This is a genomic window from Sphingomonas sp. Y38-1Y, assembly GCF_032391395.1.
Classification (GTDB): domain Bacteria; phylum Pseudomonadota; class Alphaproteobacteria; order Sphingomonadales; family Sphingomonadaceae; genus Sphingomonas.
In genome coordinates, this window is sequence record NZ_CP135916.1 from 704,686 (window position 1) to 722,838 (window position 18,153).

General features: G+C 61.5%; 15 protein-coding genes and 2 pseudogenes. 10 read left to right on the forward strand and 7 right to left on the reverse strand.

Going from position 1 to position 18,153, the window contains the following annotated elements; all coding sequences use genetic code 11:
* Nucleotides 1-47: 47 nt before the first annotated feature.
* The 3 genes and pseudogenes from RS883_RS03160 to RS883_RS03170 form a co-directional block, all read left to right on the forward strand.
* Nucleotides 48-1,262 (forward strand): hypothetical protein, encoded by a 1,215-nt coding sequence (locus RS883_RS03160; protein WP_315762601.1) that lies wholly within the window; start codon nt 48-50, stop codon nt 1,260-1,262.
* A gap of 334 nt (nt 1,263-1,596) precedes the next feature.
* A pseudogene (locus tag RS883_RS03165) lies at nt 1,597-1,728 on the forward strand (IS5/IS1182 family transposase); the annotation flags it as partial.
* A gap of 57 nt (nt 1,729-1,785) precedes the next feature.
* Nucleotides 1,786-1,944: pseudogene (locus RS883_RS03170) on the forward strand (transposase); the annotation flags it as partial.
* On the opposite strand, the gene RS883_RS17115 reads toward RS883_RS03170, so the two are convergent.
* Nucleotides 1,941-2,771: a WecB/TagA/CpsF family glycosyltransferase gene (locus RS883_RS17115; protein ID WP_409977382.1), complete on the reverse strand. Its 831-nt coding sequence runs from the start codon at nt 2,769-2,771 to the stop codon at nt 1,941-1,943. The pseudogene RS883_RS03170 and the gene RS883_RS17115 sit on opposite strands and share 4 nt — an antisense overlap.
* A gap of 782 nt (nt 2,772-3,553) precedes the next feature.
* Between RS883_RS17115 and RS883_RS03175 the strand changes: the two genes are divergently transcribed.
* Nucleotides 3,554-4,552, forward strand: coding sequence for an NAD-dependent epimerase/dehydratase family protein (locus tag RS883_RS03175; RefSeq protein WP_315762603.1), 999 nt, complete (start codon nt 3,554-3,556; stop codon nt 4,550-4,552).
* A 339-nt stretch (nt 4,553-4,891) separates the two neighbouring features.
* On the opposite strand, the gene RS883_RS03180 is transcribed toward RS883_RS03175, so the two are convergent.
* Complete coding sequence (locus RS883_RS03180) at nt 4,892-6,058, reverse strand: nucleotide sugar dehydrogenase (protein ID WP_315762605.1); 1,167 nt, start codon at nt 6,056-6,058, stop codon at nt 4,892-4,894.
* Between the two features lie 360 nt (nt 6,059-6,418).
* Between RS883_RS03180 and RS883_RS03185 the strand changes: the two genes are divergently transcribed.
* From RS883_RS03185 to RS883_RS03195, 3 genes are read left to right on the forward strand one after another with little or no spacing between them, the layout of a single operon-like run.
* Nucleotides 6,419-6,901 carry a DUF3489 domain-containing protein gene (locus RS883_RS03185; RefSeq protein ID WP_315762607.1) on the forward strand — a complete coding sequence of 161 codons (483 nt, stop codon included), beginning with the start codon at nt 6,419-6,421 and terminating at the stop codon, nt 6,899-6,901.
* Nucleotides 6,898-7,305: a DUF2924 domain-containing protein gene (locus tag RS883_RS03190; RefSeq protein WP_315762609.1), complete on the forward strand. Its 408-nt coding sequence runs from the start codon at nt 6,898-6,900 to the stop codon at nt 7,303-7,305. The genes RS883_RS03185 and RS883_RS03190 overlap by 4 nt, the downstream gene beginning before the upstream one ends.
* Nucleotides 7,302-8,984, forward strand: a complete 1,683-nt coding sequence (locus tag RS883_RS03195) for a recombinase family protein (protein ID WP_315762611.1) — start codon at nt 7,302-7,304, stop codon at nt 8,982-8,984. Before RS883_RS03190 ends, RS883_RS03195 begins: the two co-directional genes overlap by 4 nt.
* A gap of 83 nt (nt 8,985-9,067) precedes the next feature.
* On the opposite strand, the gene rtcA is transcribed toward RS883_RS03195, so the two are convergent.
* Entirely contained in the window at nt 9,068-10,084 is a 1,017-nt protein-coding gene (gene rtcA / locus RS883_RS03200) for an RNA 3'-terminal phosphate cyclase (RefSeq protein WP_315762613.1), read from the reverse strand.
* Between the two features lie 7 nt (nt 10,085-10,091).
* Nucleotides 10,092-11,315 (reverse strand): RtcB family protein, encoded by a 1,224-nt coding sequence (locus tag RS883_RS03205; protein WP_315762615.1) that lies wholly within the window; start codon nt 11,313-11,315, stop codon nt 10,092-10,094.
* Nucleotides 11,316-11,572: 257 nt separating this feature from the next.
* Between RS883_RS03205 and rtcR the strand changes: the two genes are divergently transcribed.
* Complete coding sequence (gene rtcR / locus RS883_RS03210; protein ID WP_315762617.1) at nt 11,573-13,159, forward strand: RNA repair transcriptional activator RtcR; 1,587 nt, start codon at nt 11,573-11,575, stop codon at nt 13,157-13,159.
* A 54-nt stretch (nt 13,160-13,213) separates the two neighbouring features.
* On the opposite strand, the gene RS883_RS03215 is transcribed toward rtcR, so the two are convergent.
* On the reverse strand, nt 13,214-15,340 hold the full coding sequence (locus RS883_RS03215) for an AsmA family protein (protein ID WP_315762619.1): 2,127 nt from the start codon (nt 15,338-15,340) through the stop codon (nt 13,214-13,216).
* Between the two features lie 207 nt (nt 15,341-15,547).
* Between RS883_RS03215 and RS883_RS03220 the strand changes: the two genes are divergently transcribed.
* Together RS883_RS03220 and RS883_RS03225 are read left to right on the forward strand one after the other, a co-directional pair.
* Complete coding sequence (locus tag RS883_RS03220; RefSeq protein WP_315762621.1) at nt 15,548-15,910, forward strand: hypothetical protein; 363 nt, start codon at nt 15,548-15,550, stop codon at nt 15,908-15,910.
* Between the two features lie 279 nt (nt 15,911-16,189).
* On the forward strand, nt 16,190-16,675 hold the full coding sequence (locus tag RS883_RS03225) for a hypothetical protein (RefSeq protein WP_315762623.1): 486 nt from the start codon (nt 16,190-16,192) through the stop codon (nt 16,673-16,675).
* Between the two features lie 67 nt (nt 16,676-16,742).
* Here the strand turns inward: RS883_RS03225 and RS883_RS03230 are convergent, their stop codons facing one another.
* Both RS883_RS03230 and RS883_RS03235 read right to left on the reverse strand, forming a co-directional pair.
* Nucleotides 16,743-17,102: a hypothetical protein gene (locus tag RS883_RS03230; protein WP_315762625.1), complete on the reverse strand. Its 360-nt coding sequence runs from the start codon at nt 17,100-17,102 to the stop codon at nt 16,743-16,745.
* Nucleotides 17,103-17,227: 125 nt separating this feature from the next.
* Nucleotides 17,228-17,770, reverse strand: coding sequence for a hypothetical protein (locus RS883_RS03235; protein WP_315762626.1), 543 nt, complete (start codon nt 17,768-17,770; stop codon nt 17,228-17,230).
* Between the last annotated feature and the right edge of the window lie 383 nt (nt 17,771-18,153).

Consider the following 18,153-nt stretch of genomic DNA (forward strand, 5'->3'; position numbering starts at 1 on the left):
CCATTGACCGTAGCGAGGACAGATCCTTGAGGAAAGTCTTTGAGCGCGTGTCCTACCTTAGTGGACCCATAGTCTTCTCTTCCGCGGGATTTGTCGCTTCCTTATTGGTGCAAAAAACGTGTTCACCGACAGAATTTGGAATATTCGCCTTTGTCCAGGTAGCGATAGCTACCGGCATGGCTCTTTCAAACGGGCTTATAACGGTACCTGCCGCTTCAAGAATTGCAGAGGGCGGTGATTTTGCAGGCGTCGCGACCGTCTTTATGCCGGTCGGCTTGATGGTGTCACTAGTCGGTGCAACGTTGATTGCCGTTCCTATTTTCGCAGCGGGCGCAAGCGGAACGGTGCTTCTACTGTCTAGCATATTGGCGTTAATCACATGGGCGCGTTATGCGTATCGTGCGATTTGCCTGGTTGGTTTGCATCGTAGGTCGGCGAGAAACTCCGACCTAGCATATGGGATTACCCATATTTGCTGCTCGCTTGCTGCATATTCACTGGGACAGCACCAGGTTGCTACATTTTTGTTTGCACAAGTCTTCGCAGCGCTAATTTCAGCCGTTCCGGTAACGGTGGCTCTGGGTCACGGCTTTTCCTGGAACGAACAAGTAAAAGGGACATACATTGAACTTTTTAAGCGGTCAGGGGCCGGTCCATTAGCCTCCTCGTTCTGCGGTCAAGTTTCGTCCAGTTCTCACGCTTATGTCACGGCTCTGTTTTCATCGCCAGCGTCGTTCGCTCCGATCGCCTTGGCGACACTCGTTTATCGTCCGCTCGGCGTCATTCTGACCGGAGTCATGCAGTTCGAGTCCCCTAGGATTGCCCGAGTAATTCGAGATCGTGGGAGCTTAAGCGCGGGCCTGAGCGCTAGAGCTATAATCAAAGAACTGTTCCTAATACTCTCTGTGTGCTGGTTAGCAAATGCTGTAGTGGCTATACTTGTGTCGATATACCTTGACGCTCTGGTCACCGATCCATCATATAACTTTGACGAGATTAGGCTTTCAATATTCCTTATGTCCTTCTTAGTACTTCTGCGATCGCTTCGGGAGCCGCATTCTGCAACTTTGAATCTAAGTGGTTCAAGTATAGAACTCGCAAAAATCAACGCAGTCTGCGCTGGAATTACGCTGGCGACAGTCACCCTTTTCGCTTTGACCTTCAGGAGCTCGCCGGCGCTTACCATTATTGGTCCACTCATCGGTGAAGCCTTGAACCTCCTGGCGGTCGTGCGCCTGTCCAGAGGAAAGACCAGGGTGTGAACTGACTGTTGTCGGGCTCAGCGGCGCTTGAGAGATTGAGGGAGGCACTTGGTCCGGTCTCTTGATCTCAGGGGATGGCATTGACATCTGCTCGCGTTCTGGTCGATTGTGTTTGTGTCGTTGCCAATGACTGTGAGCACCGGTTGCGGAGTTATAATCCTCCGAGTGGCATGACTGTTCTCGAGCGGCTGTTCGGAACATGAATCCCTGGCCGCGATCGTTAGACCGCTACGCATCTGTGCGCCGCCGCGGCTGATCATGCTTCCCTTCACTCTTCGAGTGCGGCGTTCGACCGAGGCCCTACCCGATCGGCCAAGCCTAATTCAGCATCGGCATGAGCCGATACGACCCGACCGACTTTGAGTGGCGCGTGATCAAGTCGCTGCTGTCCAACAAGCCGCAGGGTTCGCCTCGCGTCGATGATCGCCGCGTGCTGAACGGAGCCTTCTGGATGCTGCGATCCGGTGCGCGGTGGTGCGACCCGCCCGAGCGTTACGGCTCGCGCTCGTGCTTTAGCAAGAGGCTGTACAGCGAGCGTAACCTGATCGAACGGTTCTTCTCAAAGCTTAAGTACTTCCGCCGCGTCGCCGCCCGCTATGACAAGCTCGCCGCCAATTTCCTCGCCATGGTCCAGCTCGCGTCAATGCGGCTGTGGCTCCGGGCTTATGAGTTTAAGGGCTAAATTGGCCTCATTTTTGTATGGCGAAGAAGCCTGTAAAACGAATAAGGGTTCGTAGTTAAGTATCGCCATCCCAAGCGTCTCGGCTCTTTAACAGAGCGGAACAACCACTCTAGGCAAAGGTTCTGCATCCAGTCCGGGGCTCGAGGAGAATCCCCTGAGAGAAAGCTATATAGACCTCCGCAAGTCTTGATCCAACCTACACCTCGAAGGTTAGCCCGATTTCGAACGCACCATAACTCCTGAAGTGGCTTCCCTAGCCCTACCCATAATACATCAGCGCCACTTTCGCGAATGTCGCGGCATACCTCAACCTCTTCATCTCGACTGAAGTATCCATTGCGTCGTCCGGCAATTTTCAGCCCAGGATAAAGTTCAAGCATGCGTTCAACTGCTCGCGCGTTCTGTCTTTCGGAAGCTCCAAGCACGTAGAATGAGAGTCCATTACGAAGAGCAGCTTTAGCCGCGTCATGGAAAAAGTCGGTGGTCGCGATCCGCTCAGGAAGGGGAGCACGAGTCATTTTGCTCGCGAGAACTACCGATTGCCCGTCAGCGTGTATCCACGACGCTTGCATCATGAGATTGTGATACGTGGGATCGCGTCCGGCCAATGCCAGGCCCTGCCCATTGGACGAGAAAACAAGCTTCGGTTCCCAATCCTTGCGGTTTAGCCTAGCCTTTTCGCAATCCGCTACCATTAAATCCGCGAAGTCGGCACGCGAAACCCGGACAGTCGGCAGACCACCCACGACTATTCGATCGAGAACTTTACTCATCGTGGCTCCGAAGGTGGCGCGTTTAAATCTATGCATCAGCCAAAACGTATTCATCTTCCCAGCTGACTAATTGTGCTTCTTTAGCAGGTAATAAGGTGATCAATTATCGCGCTATAAAATTTGTCAGGAACCTAAGGCTCCACTGCACCCAAAGTGATTCTATAGCAATGGGCGAAGGTGCGCCGGTTCTTGTTCAACTGAGGTCCCTGACTCCCTTCTAACTCATCTTACCAATATAGCGTCGCCCGTAGCGTCCGCTCTCTTCATGATGGCGCGCGAAAGATTGATCTCGGCCGCCGTTTCTCGAGTTGCTCAAACCATGAAGCACGAAATCCAAGATGGTGGGCGGCGTTTAACAGTCAGAGGTAGGCCGTTCTAGATACCGCGATCTCAAATAGTCACCCCGTTCCACTTATCTCAAAGCTGAGACAAGGCGCAAGGCTTGGTGCTCCAGAGCGTTCGACGTTTGCCAACGGCGATTCAGCAAAACGTTGGTGGGTGCCTGTTTCTGCGTCAATCGGCTGAGCGCGGTGATCAGCGTCAGCCCTGGTCTCAGCCGCTGATTAGGTTTCGATCACGTGTGATCGCAAGCGGCAGAGGTTTGGGGGGCGCGTTCATAGCCGAGCTGAGCACCTCCAGCCCAAGTTGACGCCTTAGTACAGTCAGACGGCAAGCGTCTGATTGGTCGACGGCGGCGCTGTCGGCTGCGAGGATCAAGCGTGATCGAGGGGAGATGGCCTCGGTGCCAACATCGCGGCTTGGATTTTGCGGATTGCTCTCAGCGAGTCTTGTGGCAGAGCGCCGACGCGCTACTGTTACTTTATCCGGGGGGCGAAATGACGGTTCTAATAACGGGGATGGCGGGTTTTATCGGCTATCACTTAGCCGAAGCCCTGCTCGCTCGCGGTGAGCGGGTGGTCGGGATCGACGATCTCAACGCGTATTACGATCCTGCGCTCAAGCAGGCGCGCCTCGATCGGCTGGACGCGCGGCATGGTGCTGCCTTTACCTTCCACCGGCTCGACTTCGCCGACGACGCGGCGTTGGCGGCGGCTCTTAAAGGAATTGAGATCGACCGCATCGCGCATCTTGGCGCGCAGGCGGGCGTCCGCTACTCGCTCGAGAACCCGCGTGCCTATGTCCGCTCCAACCTGGTCGGGCACGTCAACCTGCTCGAGCTCGCGCGCGAGCGGCGGGTGCGCCATCTCGTCTATGCTTCGTCCTCGTCAGTTTACGGCGCCAACGAAAAGCAGCCGTTCAGCGTCCAGGACCGCGTCGACCATCCCGTCTCGCTCTATGCCGCGACCAAGAAGGCGGACGAGCTGATGAGCGAGACCTACGCCCATCTCTACCGCATCTCGCAGACGGGACTGCGCTTCTTCACCGTTTACGGTCCCTGGGGCCGGCCCGACATGGCGATGTGGATCTTTACCAAGGCGATCCTGGAGGGGCGCCCGATCCCGGTCTTCAATCACGGCAGAATGCAGCGCGACTTCACCTATATCGACGACATCATCGCCGGCGTGATCGCCGCGCTCGACAACCCACCGCCCGACGATAGCGCGCTCAAGCCCGGCGGAAGCAAGGCACCGCATCGGATCTACAACATCGGCAACAACCGGCCCGAGCAGCTCGGCACGATGATCGACCTGATCGAGGCGGCGTGCGGGCGTCCGGCAATCCGCGACTATCGCGACATGCAGCCGGGCGACGTGCCCGCCACCTATGCCGACATCGACGCGATCGCCGGCGACCTGGGCTTCGCGCCGACGACCTCGCTGGCCGAGGGTGTACCCCGCTTCGTCGAATGGTATCGCGGTTACAATGCCGGCTAAGTGCGTCTGAACGACTTATCGTTGTGCTAAATGAGCTGGTTCCCAATTGACTGTATGAAAGTGCGATCGGGACCGGCTCGCCAAGCCGCGCTTCTGACGGGTGTATCGCAATTGTTCGCTAAGCCGAGCGAAGTCAATTGTGGACCACTAATTGGCGTGGAGGATGCGCTTGTAAGCGGATCAGCCAACCCCCCAGATTGTCATTTCGGCGACTAGCGAAGACCGGTCTGGTGGTCACCTCGCACCCCGGGGTGACCACGCCTTAAGATCTACACGGTTCGGCCATCGGCGGACTATGTCGAGCTGCCTCAGATTGAAAGAATTGTTAGCGCGGGGGCTTTAATCCGAGCCGAATAGGTCGCGGGTGAACACCTTGTCGGGCACGTCGCCGATCTCGTCGGTCAGCCGGTTGGCGATGATGACGTCGACCTCCGCCTTAAAGACGTCGAAGTCGCGGACCACGCGCGATCCGAAGAACTCGTCCTGCTGCATCGCCGGCTCATAGATCACGACCTCGATGCCCTTGGCCTTGATCCGCTTCATGATGCCCTGGATCGAGGATTGACGAAAATTGTCCGAGCCCGCCTTCATCACCAGCCGGAACACGCCGACCTTGGCAGGTTTGCGATCAAGGATGCGGTCGGCGAGGAAGTCCTTGCGCGTGCGGTTGGCGTCGACGATCGCGCGGATCAGGTTCTGTGGCACCTCCGAATAGTTGGCGAGGAGCTGCTTGGTGTCCTTGGGCAGGCAATAGCCGCCATAGCCGAAGCTGGGATTGTTGTAGTGTCGCCCGATCCGCGGATCGAGCCCGACGCCGTCGATGATCTGCCGCGAGTTGAGCCCGCGCGCGATCGCATAGCTGTCGAGTTCGTTGAAGAAGGCGACGCGCATCGCGAGGTAGGTGTTGGCGAACAGCTTGATCGCCTCGGCTTCGCTCGTGTCGGTGAAGAGGATCTCGACGTCCTTCTTCTCGGCACCCTGCAGCAGCAGGTCGGCGAAGATGCGCGCGCGTTCGGATTGCTCGCCGACGATGATCCGCGAGGGGTTGAGATTGTCGTAGAGCGCGCGGCCCTCGCGCAGGAATTCGGGGCTGAAGATCACCTGGGTGGTGCCCAGCCGCTCGCGGACGTCCTCGACGAAGCCGACCGGGATGGTGGACTTGATGACGATCGTCGCCTCAGACCCCGCATCGATCGCGGTCTGGATCACCGCCTCGACCGAGGAGGTGTCGAACTTGTTGGTCTCGACATCATAGTTGGTGGGCGTGGCGACGATGACGTAGTCGGCGCCAGCCAGCGCTGCCTCCGGGTCGAGCGTCGCGGTCAGGTTCAGCTCGCGGCTGGCGAGAAAGTCTTCCAGCTCGGCATCGATGATCGGCGACTTGCGCGCGTTGAGCATCTCGACCCGCTCGGGCGTAATGTCGACCGCGGCGACCTCGTTATGCTGGGCGAGCAGCACCGCGTTCGACAGTCCGACATACCCCAGCCCGAACACCGCGATCTTCATACCGTCTAGCCCCCGCTTGCGTGCTTTGCTGCACCTGCACACTGCGCCTATACGAGACGTCCGCCGAAGAGAATAGATCGACCTACTGGGCATCGCGAGGACTCGCTTCTTTCCCGGGCAATCGGTCAGAATAGGTGGGGCGATAACGATAGGTTCAACTCAGCTCGGGCGGAGGATCCACAGTGGCGCACGTGAGGCAGCGCCACACGAGTAACGCTCGACATCCCGCTCCAACAGAGCAACAGGATGCACTGACTCGCCGCCACATATCGGCGGATAGGCGGACTCGCCCCGATCGACGTGATCGACGGGGCTTTGGCTGGTGGGACGGCGCGAAGCCGTCGCAACGATGGAGCCACCATGCCGAAAGTCACCCCCATGCAGTCCCTACTGCTCAACCATGCGGCGAGCCGCGAGAACGGCAGCTTATTTCCGCTGCCCGAGGACATCATCCACCCACCTACAAGCAAGCGTTCGATCAAGTCTATGATTAGACTTGGCTGGCTAGAGGACGAAGGCCTCGAAGCGATCTCAAGCTCGCAAGGCGATCCTGATTGCCGCGTCTCCCTTACTCCCGCGGGACGTGCAGTGATCGGTGCTGCAGAGGCAGAAGCGATACCCGATACTTTGCCCGCCGACACTCACCGCCTGACCAAAGTCGCGCAGGTAATCGCGCTCTTGTCGCGCGAGGGCGGCGCCACGCTCGACGACCTGACGAAGGCAACTGGATGGTTGCCGCATACTACCCGCGCGGCGCTCACCGGACTGCGAAAAAAGGGACATGTGCTCGACAGGGAGAAGCGGGGCACGGGCGTGAGCCGCTACTGGATCGTCGCAGCATGATCGCGCTGGAGGCGCAGCTCGCCAAGCTGCAGGACATGGCACTACCGGCATTGCGAGTACGCTGGATTGAAGTGGCGGCAAGCGCAGTGCCGCAGGTCAGCCCGGCGCTGTTGCGGCTGGCAATTGCGTGGGAGCTTCAGGCCCAGGCCGCCGATGCCGTGAGCAGCAAAAGATCACGCGGGATCGATCAATTGGCCCAGACCCCGCTGCGCTCTGAACCCTCCCAACCTCAGCGACTTACACGTGAGTGGCGCGGACGGATTTACGTCGTCACCGTGGATGAGAATGTCATCCGCTGGGACGGACGCGAATGGAATTCGCTAAGTGAAGTCGCGCGGGAAATCACCGGCACTCGCTGGTCAGGCCCTGCCTTTTTCGGCCTTAAGAAGAAGGTGGCGGCATGATCGAGGGAAAGATCAGATGCGCCATCTATACGCGCAAATCCAGCGACGAGGGGCTCGAGCAGGACTTCAACAGCCTAGACGCGCAGCGGGAAGCTTGCAGCGCCTATATTCGCAGCCAAGCCTCACAAGGCTGGATCGAATTGGCGGAGCGCTATGACGATGGCGGCTTCTCAGGAGGAACGCTCGAGAGGCCCGGGCTCAAGCGCCTGCTCGCCGACGTTGCTGCTGGCCACATCGACGTCATCCTCGTGTACAAAGTCGATCGTCTAAGCCGCTCACTGTTCGATTTCGCCAAGATCGTGGAGGCTTTCGAGAAATCGGGCGCGAGCTTCGCCAGCATTACACAAGCGCTCAACACCACGAACAGCATGGGGCGGCTGACGCTAAACATGCTCCTTTCGTTCGCGCAGTTTGAACGCGAGATCACCGCGGAGCGCATCCGCGACAAGCTCGCTGCTTCGAAGGCGAAAGGCATGTGGATGGGCGGCGTCTCGCCGCTTGGTTATCGACCGGACGGTCGCAGCTTGGCTATCATCGACGAGCACGCGGCGATCGTACGGCATGTGTTCGAACGGTATCTCGCGCTCGGCAGCGTTCGCCGCCTTGAGGCCGAGATGAAAGCCGACGGCATCGTTGCGCCTGAACGCGTCACGGGCAGCGGGAAGCGGCTGGGCGGCACGTTGTTCACGCGCGGCATGCTGTACCTCATGCTTCGCCGCGTGGTTTATACCGGTCGCATCTCCCATCGCGGCAAGGTCTATCCTGGTAATCACCTCGCCATCGTCGATGATGAAACATTTGACCGAGTACAGGCGCTGCTTGCCGACCATCGGCAGGGGCGGCCGCGGACCCGCAAAGCGAGCCCTAATCTCCTCGCCGGTAAAATCTTCGATCCGGCGGGCGATCCGCTCATTGCCGCGCATGCCACAAAGACCAATGCTGCCGGCAAGACCGTGCGCTACCGCTATTATGTCAGTGAGAAGCTCCATCACAAGCACAGCGACGACGGCATGCGCGTCCCAGCGGGCAATCTCGAAGCGCTGATTGCCGAACGGGTTGCGACCTTGTTCGATGATCCCATAGAGCTCGTGGGCAGTGCCTGGCTCGATGTACCGCCGGAGGCTTATGCGGACTTTCAGAAGCGCTGCGCCGAGCTCGCCGCCAGGCAACGCAGACGACAGCCTGATGCGCTTGCGGTGCTGCAGCAGGTGAGGGTGAAAAGTGATGGCGTGCAGGTGATCTGCTGCCCTCACGCGATCGCTGCCGCCTTGTCGATCCGCACGAGGCCAGGTCAGCCAGACAGCCTCTCGCTCAATGTGCCGGTCAGATTGACCCGCACTGGCCGCGCATTGCAGCTAGTCGAAGACGATGGTTGCTTGCCCGGTGCGGAGCCAGATCCGTCGTTGATCCGGCTCGTCATGCTCGCGCGCCGCTGGTGGGAGGAACTGCGGCAGGGCATGATCGACATCACTGAACTTGCGCGGCGGGAGAATGTTACCGGCTCCTATGTGACGCGGGTGGTGCGGCTGGCGTTCCTCTCCCCGCAGGTTGTCGAAGCCATTCTGTGCGGAAAACAACGTGCGGGCGTGACGGGCAAACGGCTGACGAGCGGCGCGCCAGTTGTTCTCTCATGGGCGGAGCAAGCTCGATTGCTGCTGCCTTCCTCCAACGCTGCGTGACATCCCGAGACGCCTCGCTCAGTCGGCCACCCCATCTCAATCGATAGAGTGGCCGACTGACCTTCAACGCCGTCCGCTACTGATCAGTCGATCCTGACCAAGTGCAGACCCGACGCCTGCTGCTCGAAGACGGTTCGCCGGTCGAGGAACCGCGCGATGATGTCGGCCGCGGTTCGGCTATGCTGGCTCGGCTTCACCGTCGTGAAGCTTCCGCCACCCGCCAGGGCCATCGGCAACAGCAACTGATCGGCGAGGTAGGGACCGGCAAACGCGTCCGACGCCTCATAGCCGCGCATCCGGTGCGCGGCGGTATGCGCCAGCCGCTCTGCCGACACGCCGAGCTTGCCGAAGCCGCTGACGATCTCGGTCACATGCCCATACTCGGCTTCGAGCATCAGGATCGTGCCCGGCCCTTGGTCGACGGGAAGCTCGCGCACGGCGAACGCGTCCTCGGGCCAGTCGGGCAGCGCCTTGCGCGCCGTTCCGATCGCCCGATTGGCAATGTCGGGCGGAAGCGCGGCGAACAGCATGGTCGCGGAGCGTGTCGCCAACGCGCCGCGGGCCAAGCAGTCGATCCGCCTGAGCGGCGCCGGGTTGATCTCAACCTCGATGCGTCCGCCACCACGCGGATAGAAGCCGTGGCGCACGATCCGTGCGGTGACGCTCGGCCCCATCCGGTTGATGATCGGCAGAAACGACCGCTCGATGAAATCGAATGGCGGCGCGAGCATGTTGTGCGTGCCGCCCTCGAGCACCAGGCGGGAAGGGGCGTCCGCAAGGCACAGCGGCATGAGCACGGTCTGGAGGACCAAGCCCGTGCTGCCCGCGGTGCCGACCGCGAACTTATACTCGCCCGGCACCACTTTCCCCGGCGTGAAGGCCATCTCCGACGATCCCACCGTGAGCCCTTCGCACGCCGCGCCGCCGATACGGCACGCTGCCTCAATCGCGGTGACGTGCTGGCGCATCAGGCCGGGCTTCTCGCGGCCGCCGCGGATGTTGGTGATGCGAAAGGGCGCGCCGGTGACGAGGGACAGCGCGCACGCGTTGCGCACGACCTGCCCCCCGCCTTCGCCCTCCGATCCGTCGATGACGATCACGGTTTGATTACCCCTTCACGCAGACGATCTGCTTCAGCGTGTGGACGATTTCGACCAGATCGGCCTGCGCCGCCATCACCGCCTCAATCGGCTTGTAGGCCTTGGGCGTTTCGTCGATCACGCCCTCGTCCTTGCGGCACTCGACCCCTGCCGTGTCGGCAATATGCTCGTCGAGCGTCACCAGCTTCTTTGCCGCGGTGCGCGACATCACGCGCCCCGCGCCGTGGCTGCAGCTGTCAAACGACTCCGGGTTGCCCAGGCCGCGGACGATGAACGACTTGGCGCCCATCGATCCCGGGATGATGCCCATCACGCCCTTGGCGGCACGGACCGCGCCCTTGCGCGTGACCAGCACGTTCTGCCCGAAATGGTTCTCCCGCTGCACGTAGTTGTGGTGGCAGTTCACGGCTTCCAACTCCGCTTCGAACGGCTTGGCGATCTGCCCGCGGAGCGCACGAATGACGTTGGTCATCATCATGCGCCGGTTGATCGCGGCATAGTCCTGTGCCCAGCCGACCGCCTCGACATAGTCGTCAAAATGAGCGGTACCTTCGGGGAAGTAGGCGAGATCCTGATCGGGCAGGTTGATGTGCCATTTGCGCATGTCCTGCTTCGCCAGCTCGATGAAGAAGCTGCCGATCGCATTGCCGACGCCGCGTGATCCCGAGTGCAGCATGACCCACACCCGCTGCGCCTCGTCGAGGCAGAGCTCGATGAAGTGATTGCCGGTGCCAAGCGTGCCCAGGTGAACGAGGTTGTTCGTGTTCTTCAGACGCGGATGCTTGTCGCACAACCGATCGAAGCGCTGCGCGAGCGCTGCCCACGCCTCGACGATCGCGGCGGGCGGCGACCCCCAGGAGCCATGGTCACGCTGACCGCGGCCAACGCTCCGCCCATGCGGCACAGCCTGCTCGATCGCCGAGCGGATCGCTTCGAGGTTGTCGGGGAGATCGCTTGCCATCAGCGAGGTGCGCGCCGCCATCATGCCACAGCCGATATCGACGCCGACCGCGGCAGGAATGATCGCGCCCTTGGTCGGGATGACCGAGCCCACCGTCGCGCCGATGCCGACATGAACGTCGGGCATCACCGCGACATGCTTGAAGACGAACGGCATCTGTGCCGCGCGGGTCAGCTGCGCGCGGGCGCCGTCCTCGACAGGCACGCCCCGAGTCCACATCTTGATGGGCACGCCGCCCTCGACGGGCTGGTATTCGTAAGCTTCGGTCATCGAAACGCTTCCTCGTTCCGGCTTGGGGGCGGCCGGCCCATTCCGACCGCCCCGCTTCACCGCGGATGCCGGGCTGTTCGATCTCACCCGGCAGCTGGAGCTTTGCATTCGGCATGCCAACTCTGATCCCTGTTGAACTCGTCAAGCTAAAAGATCGGCAAAACAATGGATTAAGTGGCACTGACGGTAGCAGGGCTTGGCAGGCTTCTGCTTCAGACACTATCGACAAGCATCGTTGTTTATCCCACAGTATCGTGATGAAGCAGCTGGTGGTGATCGGGTTCCTGGGTTCGACGCTCGATGCGGCCAAGTTCGGGCCATCGCGGTGGAACAAGTGGCGGCCGTCGGTCGGGCTGACCATGCATGAGGATCTGCGCGTCGATCGCTTCGTGCTGATCCACGGTTCGGCGCACCGCCGGCTGGCCGAATATGTGACCGAGGACATCGCCGCGGTTTCGCCCGAGACCACTGTCGAGCCTCAGCTCATCGACTTCGACGATCCGTGGGATTTCGAGGAGGTCTATGGCAAGCTCCTCGACTTCGCGCGCGGCTATCACTTCGATCCTGACACAGAAGACTATCTGATCCACATCACCACCGGCACGCATGTCGCGCAAATCTGCCTGTTCCTGCTCACAGAAGCGCATTTCCTGCCGGGCCGCCTGCTCCAGACCCAGCCCCGGCGGGGAACGGCCGACGCGGCCGGAATCTGGAACACGATCGATCTCGACCTGTCGCGCTATGACAGCATCGCGACGCGCTTTGCCGCCGAGAGCGTTGCGGCGACCTCGTTCCTTAAGTCTGGCATCGACACTCGCAACGCCGCCTTCAATCGCATGATTGACGAGATCGAGCAGGTCGCGGTGCGAAGCCGGGCGCCCGTGTTGCTGATGGGTCCGACCGGCGCGGGTAAGAGCCAGCTGGCGCGGCGCATCTACGAGCTGAAGCGGCTAAAGCATCAGGTCAAAGGGCCGTTCGTCGAGGTCAATTGCGCGACCCTGAAGGGCGATGGCGCGATGTCGGCGCTGTTCGGGCACAAGCGGGGCGCGTTTACCGGGGCGACGCATGATCGCCCCGGCCTGTTGCGGAGCGCCGATACCGGCACGCTGTTCCTGGACGAGATCGGGGAGCTCGGGCTCGACGAGCAGGCGATGATCCTGCGCGCGATCGAGGACAAGCGCTTCCTCCCCGTCGGCGCCGACAAGGAGGTCGTCAGCGACTTTCAGCTGATCGCCGGCACCAACCGCGATCTGGGCGAAGCGATCGCCGCGGGCACGTTCCGCGAGGACCTCTACGCGCGCCTCAACCTCTGGACCTTCACGCTGCCCGGCCTTGCCGAGCGGCGCGAGGATATCGAGCCCAACCTCGACTATGAACTCGACCGCTTCGTCGAGCGAGAAGGGGACCGCGTTACCTTCAACAAGGAGGCGCGGCAGCGGTATCTCGCCTTTGCGATCAGGCCCGAGGCGCGATGGTCGGGCAACTTCCGCGATTTGGCGGCAAGCGTGACGCGGATGGCCACCTTCAGTCCGACGGGGCGCATCGACGTGCCCACGGTCGATGCGGAAGTCGCGCGGCTCAAGAAGCTGTGGGCGACCCATGACCGCGCCGATGACGGGCTTGCGTCGGTGCTGCCGCCCGAAGCCATCGAAAAGCTCGATCCTTTCGATCGCGTGCAGCTGGCACATGTCGTCGCGACGTGCCGCGAGAGCCGATCCTTGTCGGAGGCGGGACGAACGCTGTTCTCCGCTTCGCGCGCCGTACGGACATCGACGAACGATGCGGATCGCCTCCGGAAGTATCTCGCCCGCTACGAGCTGTCCTGGCCCGACCTTCGCGCCTGAAGCCGTGAAACGACCCTTGGCTCTCGAAGTGCTCCCACGGAGGGTGGGTGAGCCTCAGAAGATGCCCAGGAACTTCTTGCGTGGCTTGTCCTCTGCCTTGCCCGACGCGCCGGTGCCGACATCGTCGCGCGGTTTGCCGTCGCGGGTGCGCTGCGCCTTGGCCGTGGCGCCGGCGAGGACGGGGCCGCACGCCGCGCCCTTGGCATCGCCGGGATCGACGAACGCGAGCAACGCCGCCGGCGGTGCTGCCACTACCGCCAGGCCCAGCCCGGCGCCGGCGCGGCCGAGCAATTGCGGCGTGACCACCGCAAGCGAGGGCTCACTGAAATACCCGCCGATCCCTACCGGCGACTGACCCGAGAACAGGCTGAACTTCTTGGCGTCCGCGCGGAAGGCCAGGTCGATCTGCTCGGTCGCAAAGCTGAACCCGCCGCGCCCGGTAATCACGTTCTTGCGCGTGTCGATGAGGATGGGGTCGGCGGCCGCCACACCCCCGCGCACGGTAAAGGCGACCAGGCCGCAGTTTAGCGCAACCGGCTCTTTCAGCCGCGCCTCGAACATCTTCTGGATGAAGGTGCCGAGATCGAGTTCGGAGAGCTGGACGTTGCGGGTCGTCAGCTTGCCTTGCGGAATGACGAGGGCGATGCGGCCGCGCGCGGTCGCCAGCGAGTCGTGTAGGGTGTCACCATCGCCCTGTAGCTGCAGACGGCCACGGATCGTGCCGGTGGTGCCTGCCTCTGCCACGCCGAAGCCGCCGAGCAGCTGGGCGATCGGCGTGTCGGCCATGCGGAAGTCGTAATCGACGCGCGCCGGCCGCCGCCGCCAGTCGAAGCGTATGTCCGACGCGACGGTGCCGCGCGCCATCGTGAACTTGAACGGTGACAAATCGAGCAGACCATCGTCGAGCGCGACGGTCACCGACAGGTCGGTCACCGGCACGCTGTCCGATCGCAAACGAGCGACGCGATAGCGGACATTGGCGTCGAACGCGCGCAGGCCTTCGGCACGAAGCGAGGTGTCGGGCAGCAGACGTGCGGGGGCGGCGCCCGCAGCCCTCGCGGCGACGGCCACGCCGCGGCTGGCGACCAGATCGGGATTGTAGCCGATGAACGGCGCGACATCGATGATGTCGAGCGACCGCGTTGTGAGATCGGCGTCGACATGGACGCGCGGGCCGCCATTGTTGACGGTAAAGGCACCGACGATGTCGCTGTCGCCAAACCGGCCGGTCATGTCGCCGAAGCGATACGCCGCTTCGCGCTTCACCAGCGTCGCCTTCAGCCGGTAGTCGCGCGTTTGCGGAATGACGATGCCAAGGATGCCGAGCAGTTCGGCAGCGTTCTGGCCTCGTGCCGTGACCGCGAGCGGCACGCCCTCGATGTCGGCAAGGCTGGGGAGGGTGCCCGACATGGTGATGCGGTTGCGCGCGGCGAGTGCGTTGAGGACGAGCCGATTGCGGCCGCGTGCCGCGGTGTCGTTGGGGGTGAGCAGCGCGCCGTTCAGCGTGAACGGCGTCCGCCGGACGCGCCCCTTGCCGGTAAATCTTACCGCTTCGCCAATCCGGGCATCGCGCGACCGGATCGTCGAGAAATCGAGATCGGCGAGCAGGTCCATCCGCGGGTCGCGATAGCGCAGCGCAGTCGAGACCAGGCTGGCGCGGTCGATCACCGGCAGCTCGAAGGGCTTCCCCTTCCCATCGCTGGTGAAGGTCCAGCTGTTCGCGGTGTGCGCCGCATTCCACTCGAGATCGAGCGACGCATCGGTCAGATCGAGCCATCGCAGCCGCCGTCGGCCGAACAGCAGCGACCATGGTGCGATCCGCGTGTCGATGCGCTTCGCCGCGAACAGATGGGGGCGGGTGGTCCAGTCGGGGTTGGCGACGGTCAGCCCCTCGGCCAGGAACTTGATGTCGAGCGGCGCGAAGTACAGCTGGAAGTCGCCGCCAACCTTTACCGGGCGGTCGATCAGATGCGCGACGGTGCGCTCGAACGGCTCCTTCAGGAACCGTCCCTTGGTGATGAAGAGCACGAGCCAGATGGCGGCAATGAGCGTGACGAACCCGATCGCGACGTTGCGCACGACCCGCCAGATCCGGCGACGCGGGCGCTCTGCCACGACGTCAGGGGCGGGTGGCTCGGGTCGTGTTGTAGCCGTTTCCGGCGCCGCCCCGTCATGGTTCATCGCGCTGCATCATCCATCGTCGATCCGCGTCCCACTCGAAGGCGCGGGCTGGCCTGCGCCAACCGCACATCGAACCGCGCCGCTGCTTCAAACCTGAGTGGTGCCTGCTACGTTCCCCACTTTCGGCTCCGAGCGCTGACTGAACGCTCATCGCACGAGTGCGCGTTTGTCCGCTTTGCGGTAGGCCGAGGGCCGATAGGAAAGCGCATGAACGATACGTCGAAATCCTGGGATGCCGATCGCGTCCGCACTTGGCTGGATCGCCGGCTCGAGGCGGCACGGCTCGACCAGGCCGCGGCCGACAAGCGCGGGTACGGGGCCGAGAACGACTATGACGCGGCGGCGGCCGAGGAGTGGGTGTGCCGGGCGTTGCAGATGAGCGGAAAGGCCAGCGATCAAGCCGAGTTCGCCGCACATGTGAAGGCCCTGCTCGCCAAGGAAGAGTACCCGGCCACCAGCATCCACGACGATCGCCGCTTCGATCGAGCCGTTCGCGCGACACTCCGCAAGATCGCGAAGATGACCAAGGCGAACGAAGGGTTCGAGAACACGCTGCACTATCAGCGGTGAGGCGTCGCGCGGACAGAGCGCTACAGCGGATATGTTTGCGTGAAAACAATGACGAAGGAGATCGTTGAGTGGTGCTTTCGATTTGAGCGCGGCTTTGGTTCTTATTGGTCCCGAGGTTCAACGAACAGCTGCTCACGGAACTCAAAACCGCATCGGGAAAGATAATGCCGACGCAAATTCAGGTCGTAGGGTCGTAAAGAGCGCCGTCGGCTATCGCCTGATTTAGGACGCAGAGATTGGCCATGATGGTCGTGATAACGTGTCGGGGGGTAATCCCTAATGCTGCTCGTGCCGATTATCTTCAGCCTTCTACAAGCTGCCGATCCAAGCTCTGCTGCATGGAAGGAGCGCCACTTTCCATCTATGCCGAACGTGCCTGAGTGCAGCTTCACTAAGCCATTCAGGCAAGTAGGTTCGATGGCGGACCTGCCGGAGCAAGTCAGGGCCGAACTTGTTGGCTTCTTTGCGGGTAGCTGCGGTTTGGCCGATGCCAACGGCGAATTTAACTCCACCGATGTCGCTGAGAATAAGAGAGTGCCGCGCGCTCGCTTCGTTCGCGCATATTTGACCGAGGATGTTTGGTTCATTTGGTGGGAATCAGGCGGTGTTGGCCGAGGGCTCAACACATTAGCCTTGAAGCAAGGGCGCGGAAAAGGCAGCGAAGTAGAAGCTTACCATGCTGAGCCTGGAAGCATCTTCACGGGCGACTTGTGTGCCGGATCAAAAGCATTCTTGGCGGGCGCGCGCGCCGCACCCGGCTTCTAAGCGGTTTCCTCGCCGTGTCCGCTCTCCTGCCCGAAGCGGAAGGGCTGCTCACGCCCAGGAGCAGACGTCAGCTCCACCATTCCTCTACGGTGAGGATGCCGCCCGAAAGCTCTACGTTTAGGGTGACCCCCTGCGCAGCGTTCCGCGACCGGGTAAACGCGCAATGCAATGCCGAGGTGCGTTGGCAGAAACGTTCAAGAGTCGAACCACTGCCGTCCACCTTGTATCGCCACTTGGCAAAGCCTTCGCCAAAATTGAAGCTCCGCTCCTTAGAGATCAAGGCGTCGTATGAAACGACCGTGGAACCGAGCACCTCTTGCTGCACCTGAGACGGCCATCGCACCGCGAAAGTGTACTGGTCCCAAAGCCAAGTTGCTGCCGCAGTGCATCCTAAGAACACGAACAGCATCAAGAGCTTTGCGCTCACAGGTCGGCGCGGGTTCATAGGTACAAGCTGCCGCTCAAGCGGGTCACCCGTCAACGTCCGCTTACACCCGTTCCGGACATTAGGCCGTGATCCGATTAGGGCTCGTGGCAGAATGTCGGAACGCCTTAATCTCGCAATCCTGCAGCAGCCATGCCCGTTTTCATCTGATCACTGCAACGCTGCACCAAAGCGAGTGCCGAGGGCTGTCCGCCGATGCTGTACATCCAGCGGCCATAGTCTCGGCGCGCCGCCTCCCAGTCCTTAGAAACGAGACTTGATGCACCTCCCTCTCGCTTCGCGGCTTGCATCTTTGCGAACGCGATGAGGCGCTCAAGCTGCTGACTATCGAAGGCCAAGGCGGCCTCGATTGCGGCTCGGCGCATCGCGGCATTCCCGTCTTGCTCCATGCACCTGCTCATTTCGCGAACGATGCGCTTCACTTGAGCAGCGCGGCCTGGATTTGACTTAATCAACTCCTCGGCAATCGTGTCATCAATGCCATCCGTCCCTGATATTGGCTCGGACATTGCCACGTTGACGAAACGTTCGGCCAACTGTTGGGGTGTTGGCACGGTTGCCGACGTGGAGGTCTGTGTGCCGCTTACGACAATCAAAAGAGCGGCTGCGAGCACAGGGATTTCTTTCGACAAAAGGTATTCGCGCCTCACGGCGTGCTCAGGTCATAGCAGAAACCGGCTGGCATGTTTCAAGGGCGTTTCGGCGTCCGTTATCCTGCCCATTTCAGACGCTCCGGTCCCCTGCGGGTGACCCCGAAAGCGGTCGTTCTGCTTACGCCCACTTGCCGACATTCGGCGGCTTCGTAGAATGGGGCATGCGTCTAGTTGGCCGAGTCTTCCAAGGTCTCGTCCGCACCGTCTTGGTGCTCGTGCTGATCGGCTGGATTTTATCGACACCCCTTCTGATCGCAGCAGCGGGGGCCACGCTTGAACGTCCCGATCACGGCTCGCACGTAGCATTTTTTGTCATCGGAGAGGCGGTTGCGTGCGCCGGGTGTCTTTTCGCTCTTCTATGGCATCACGAGCGCGCTTGG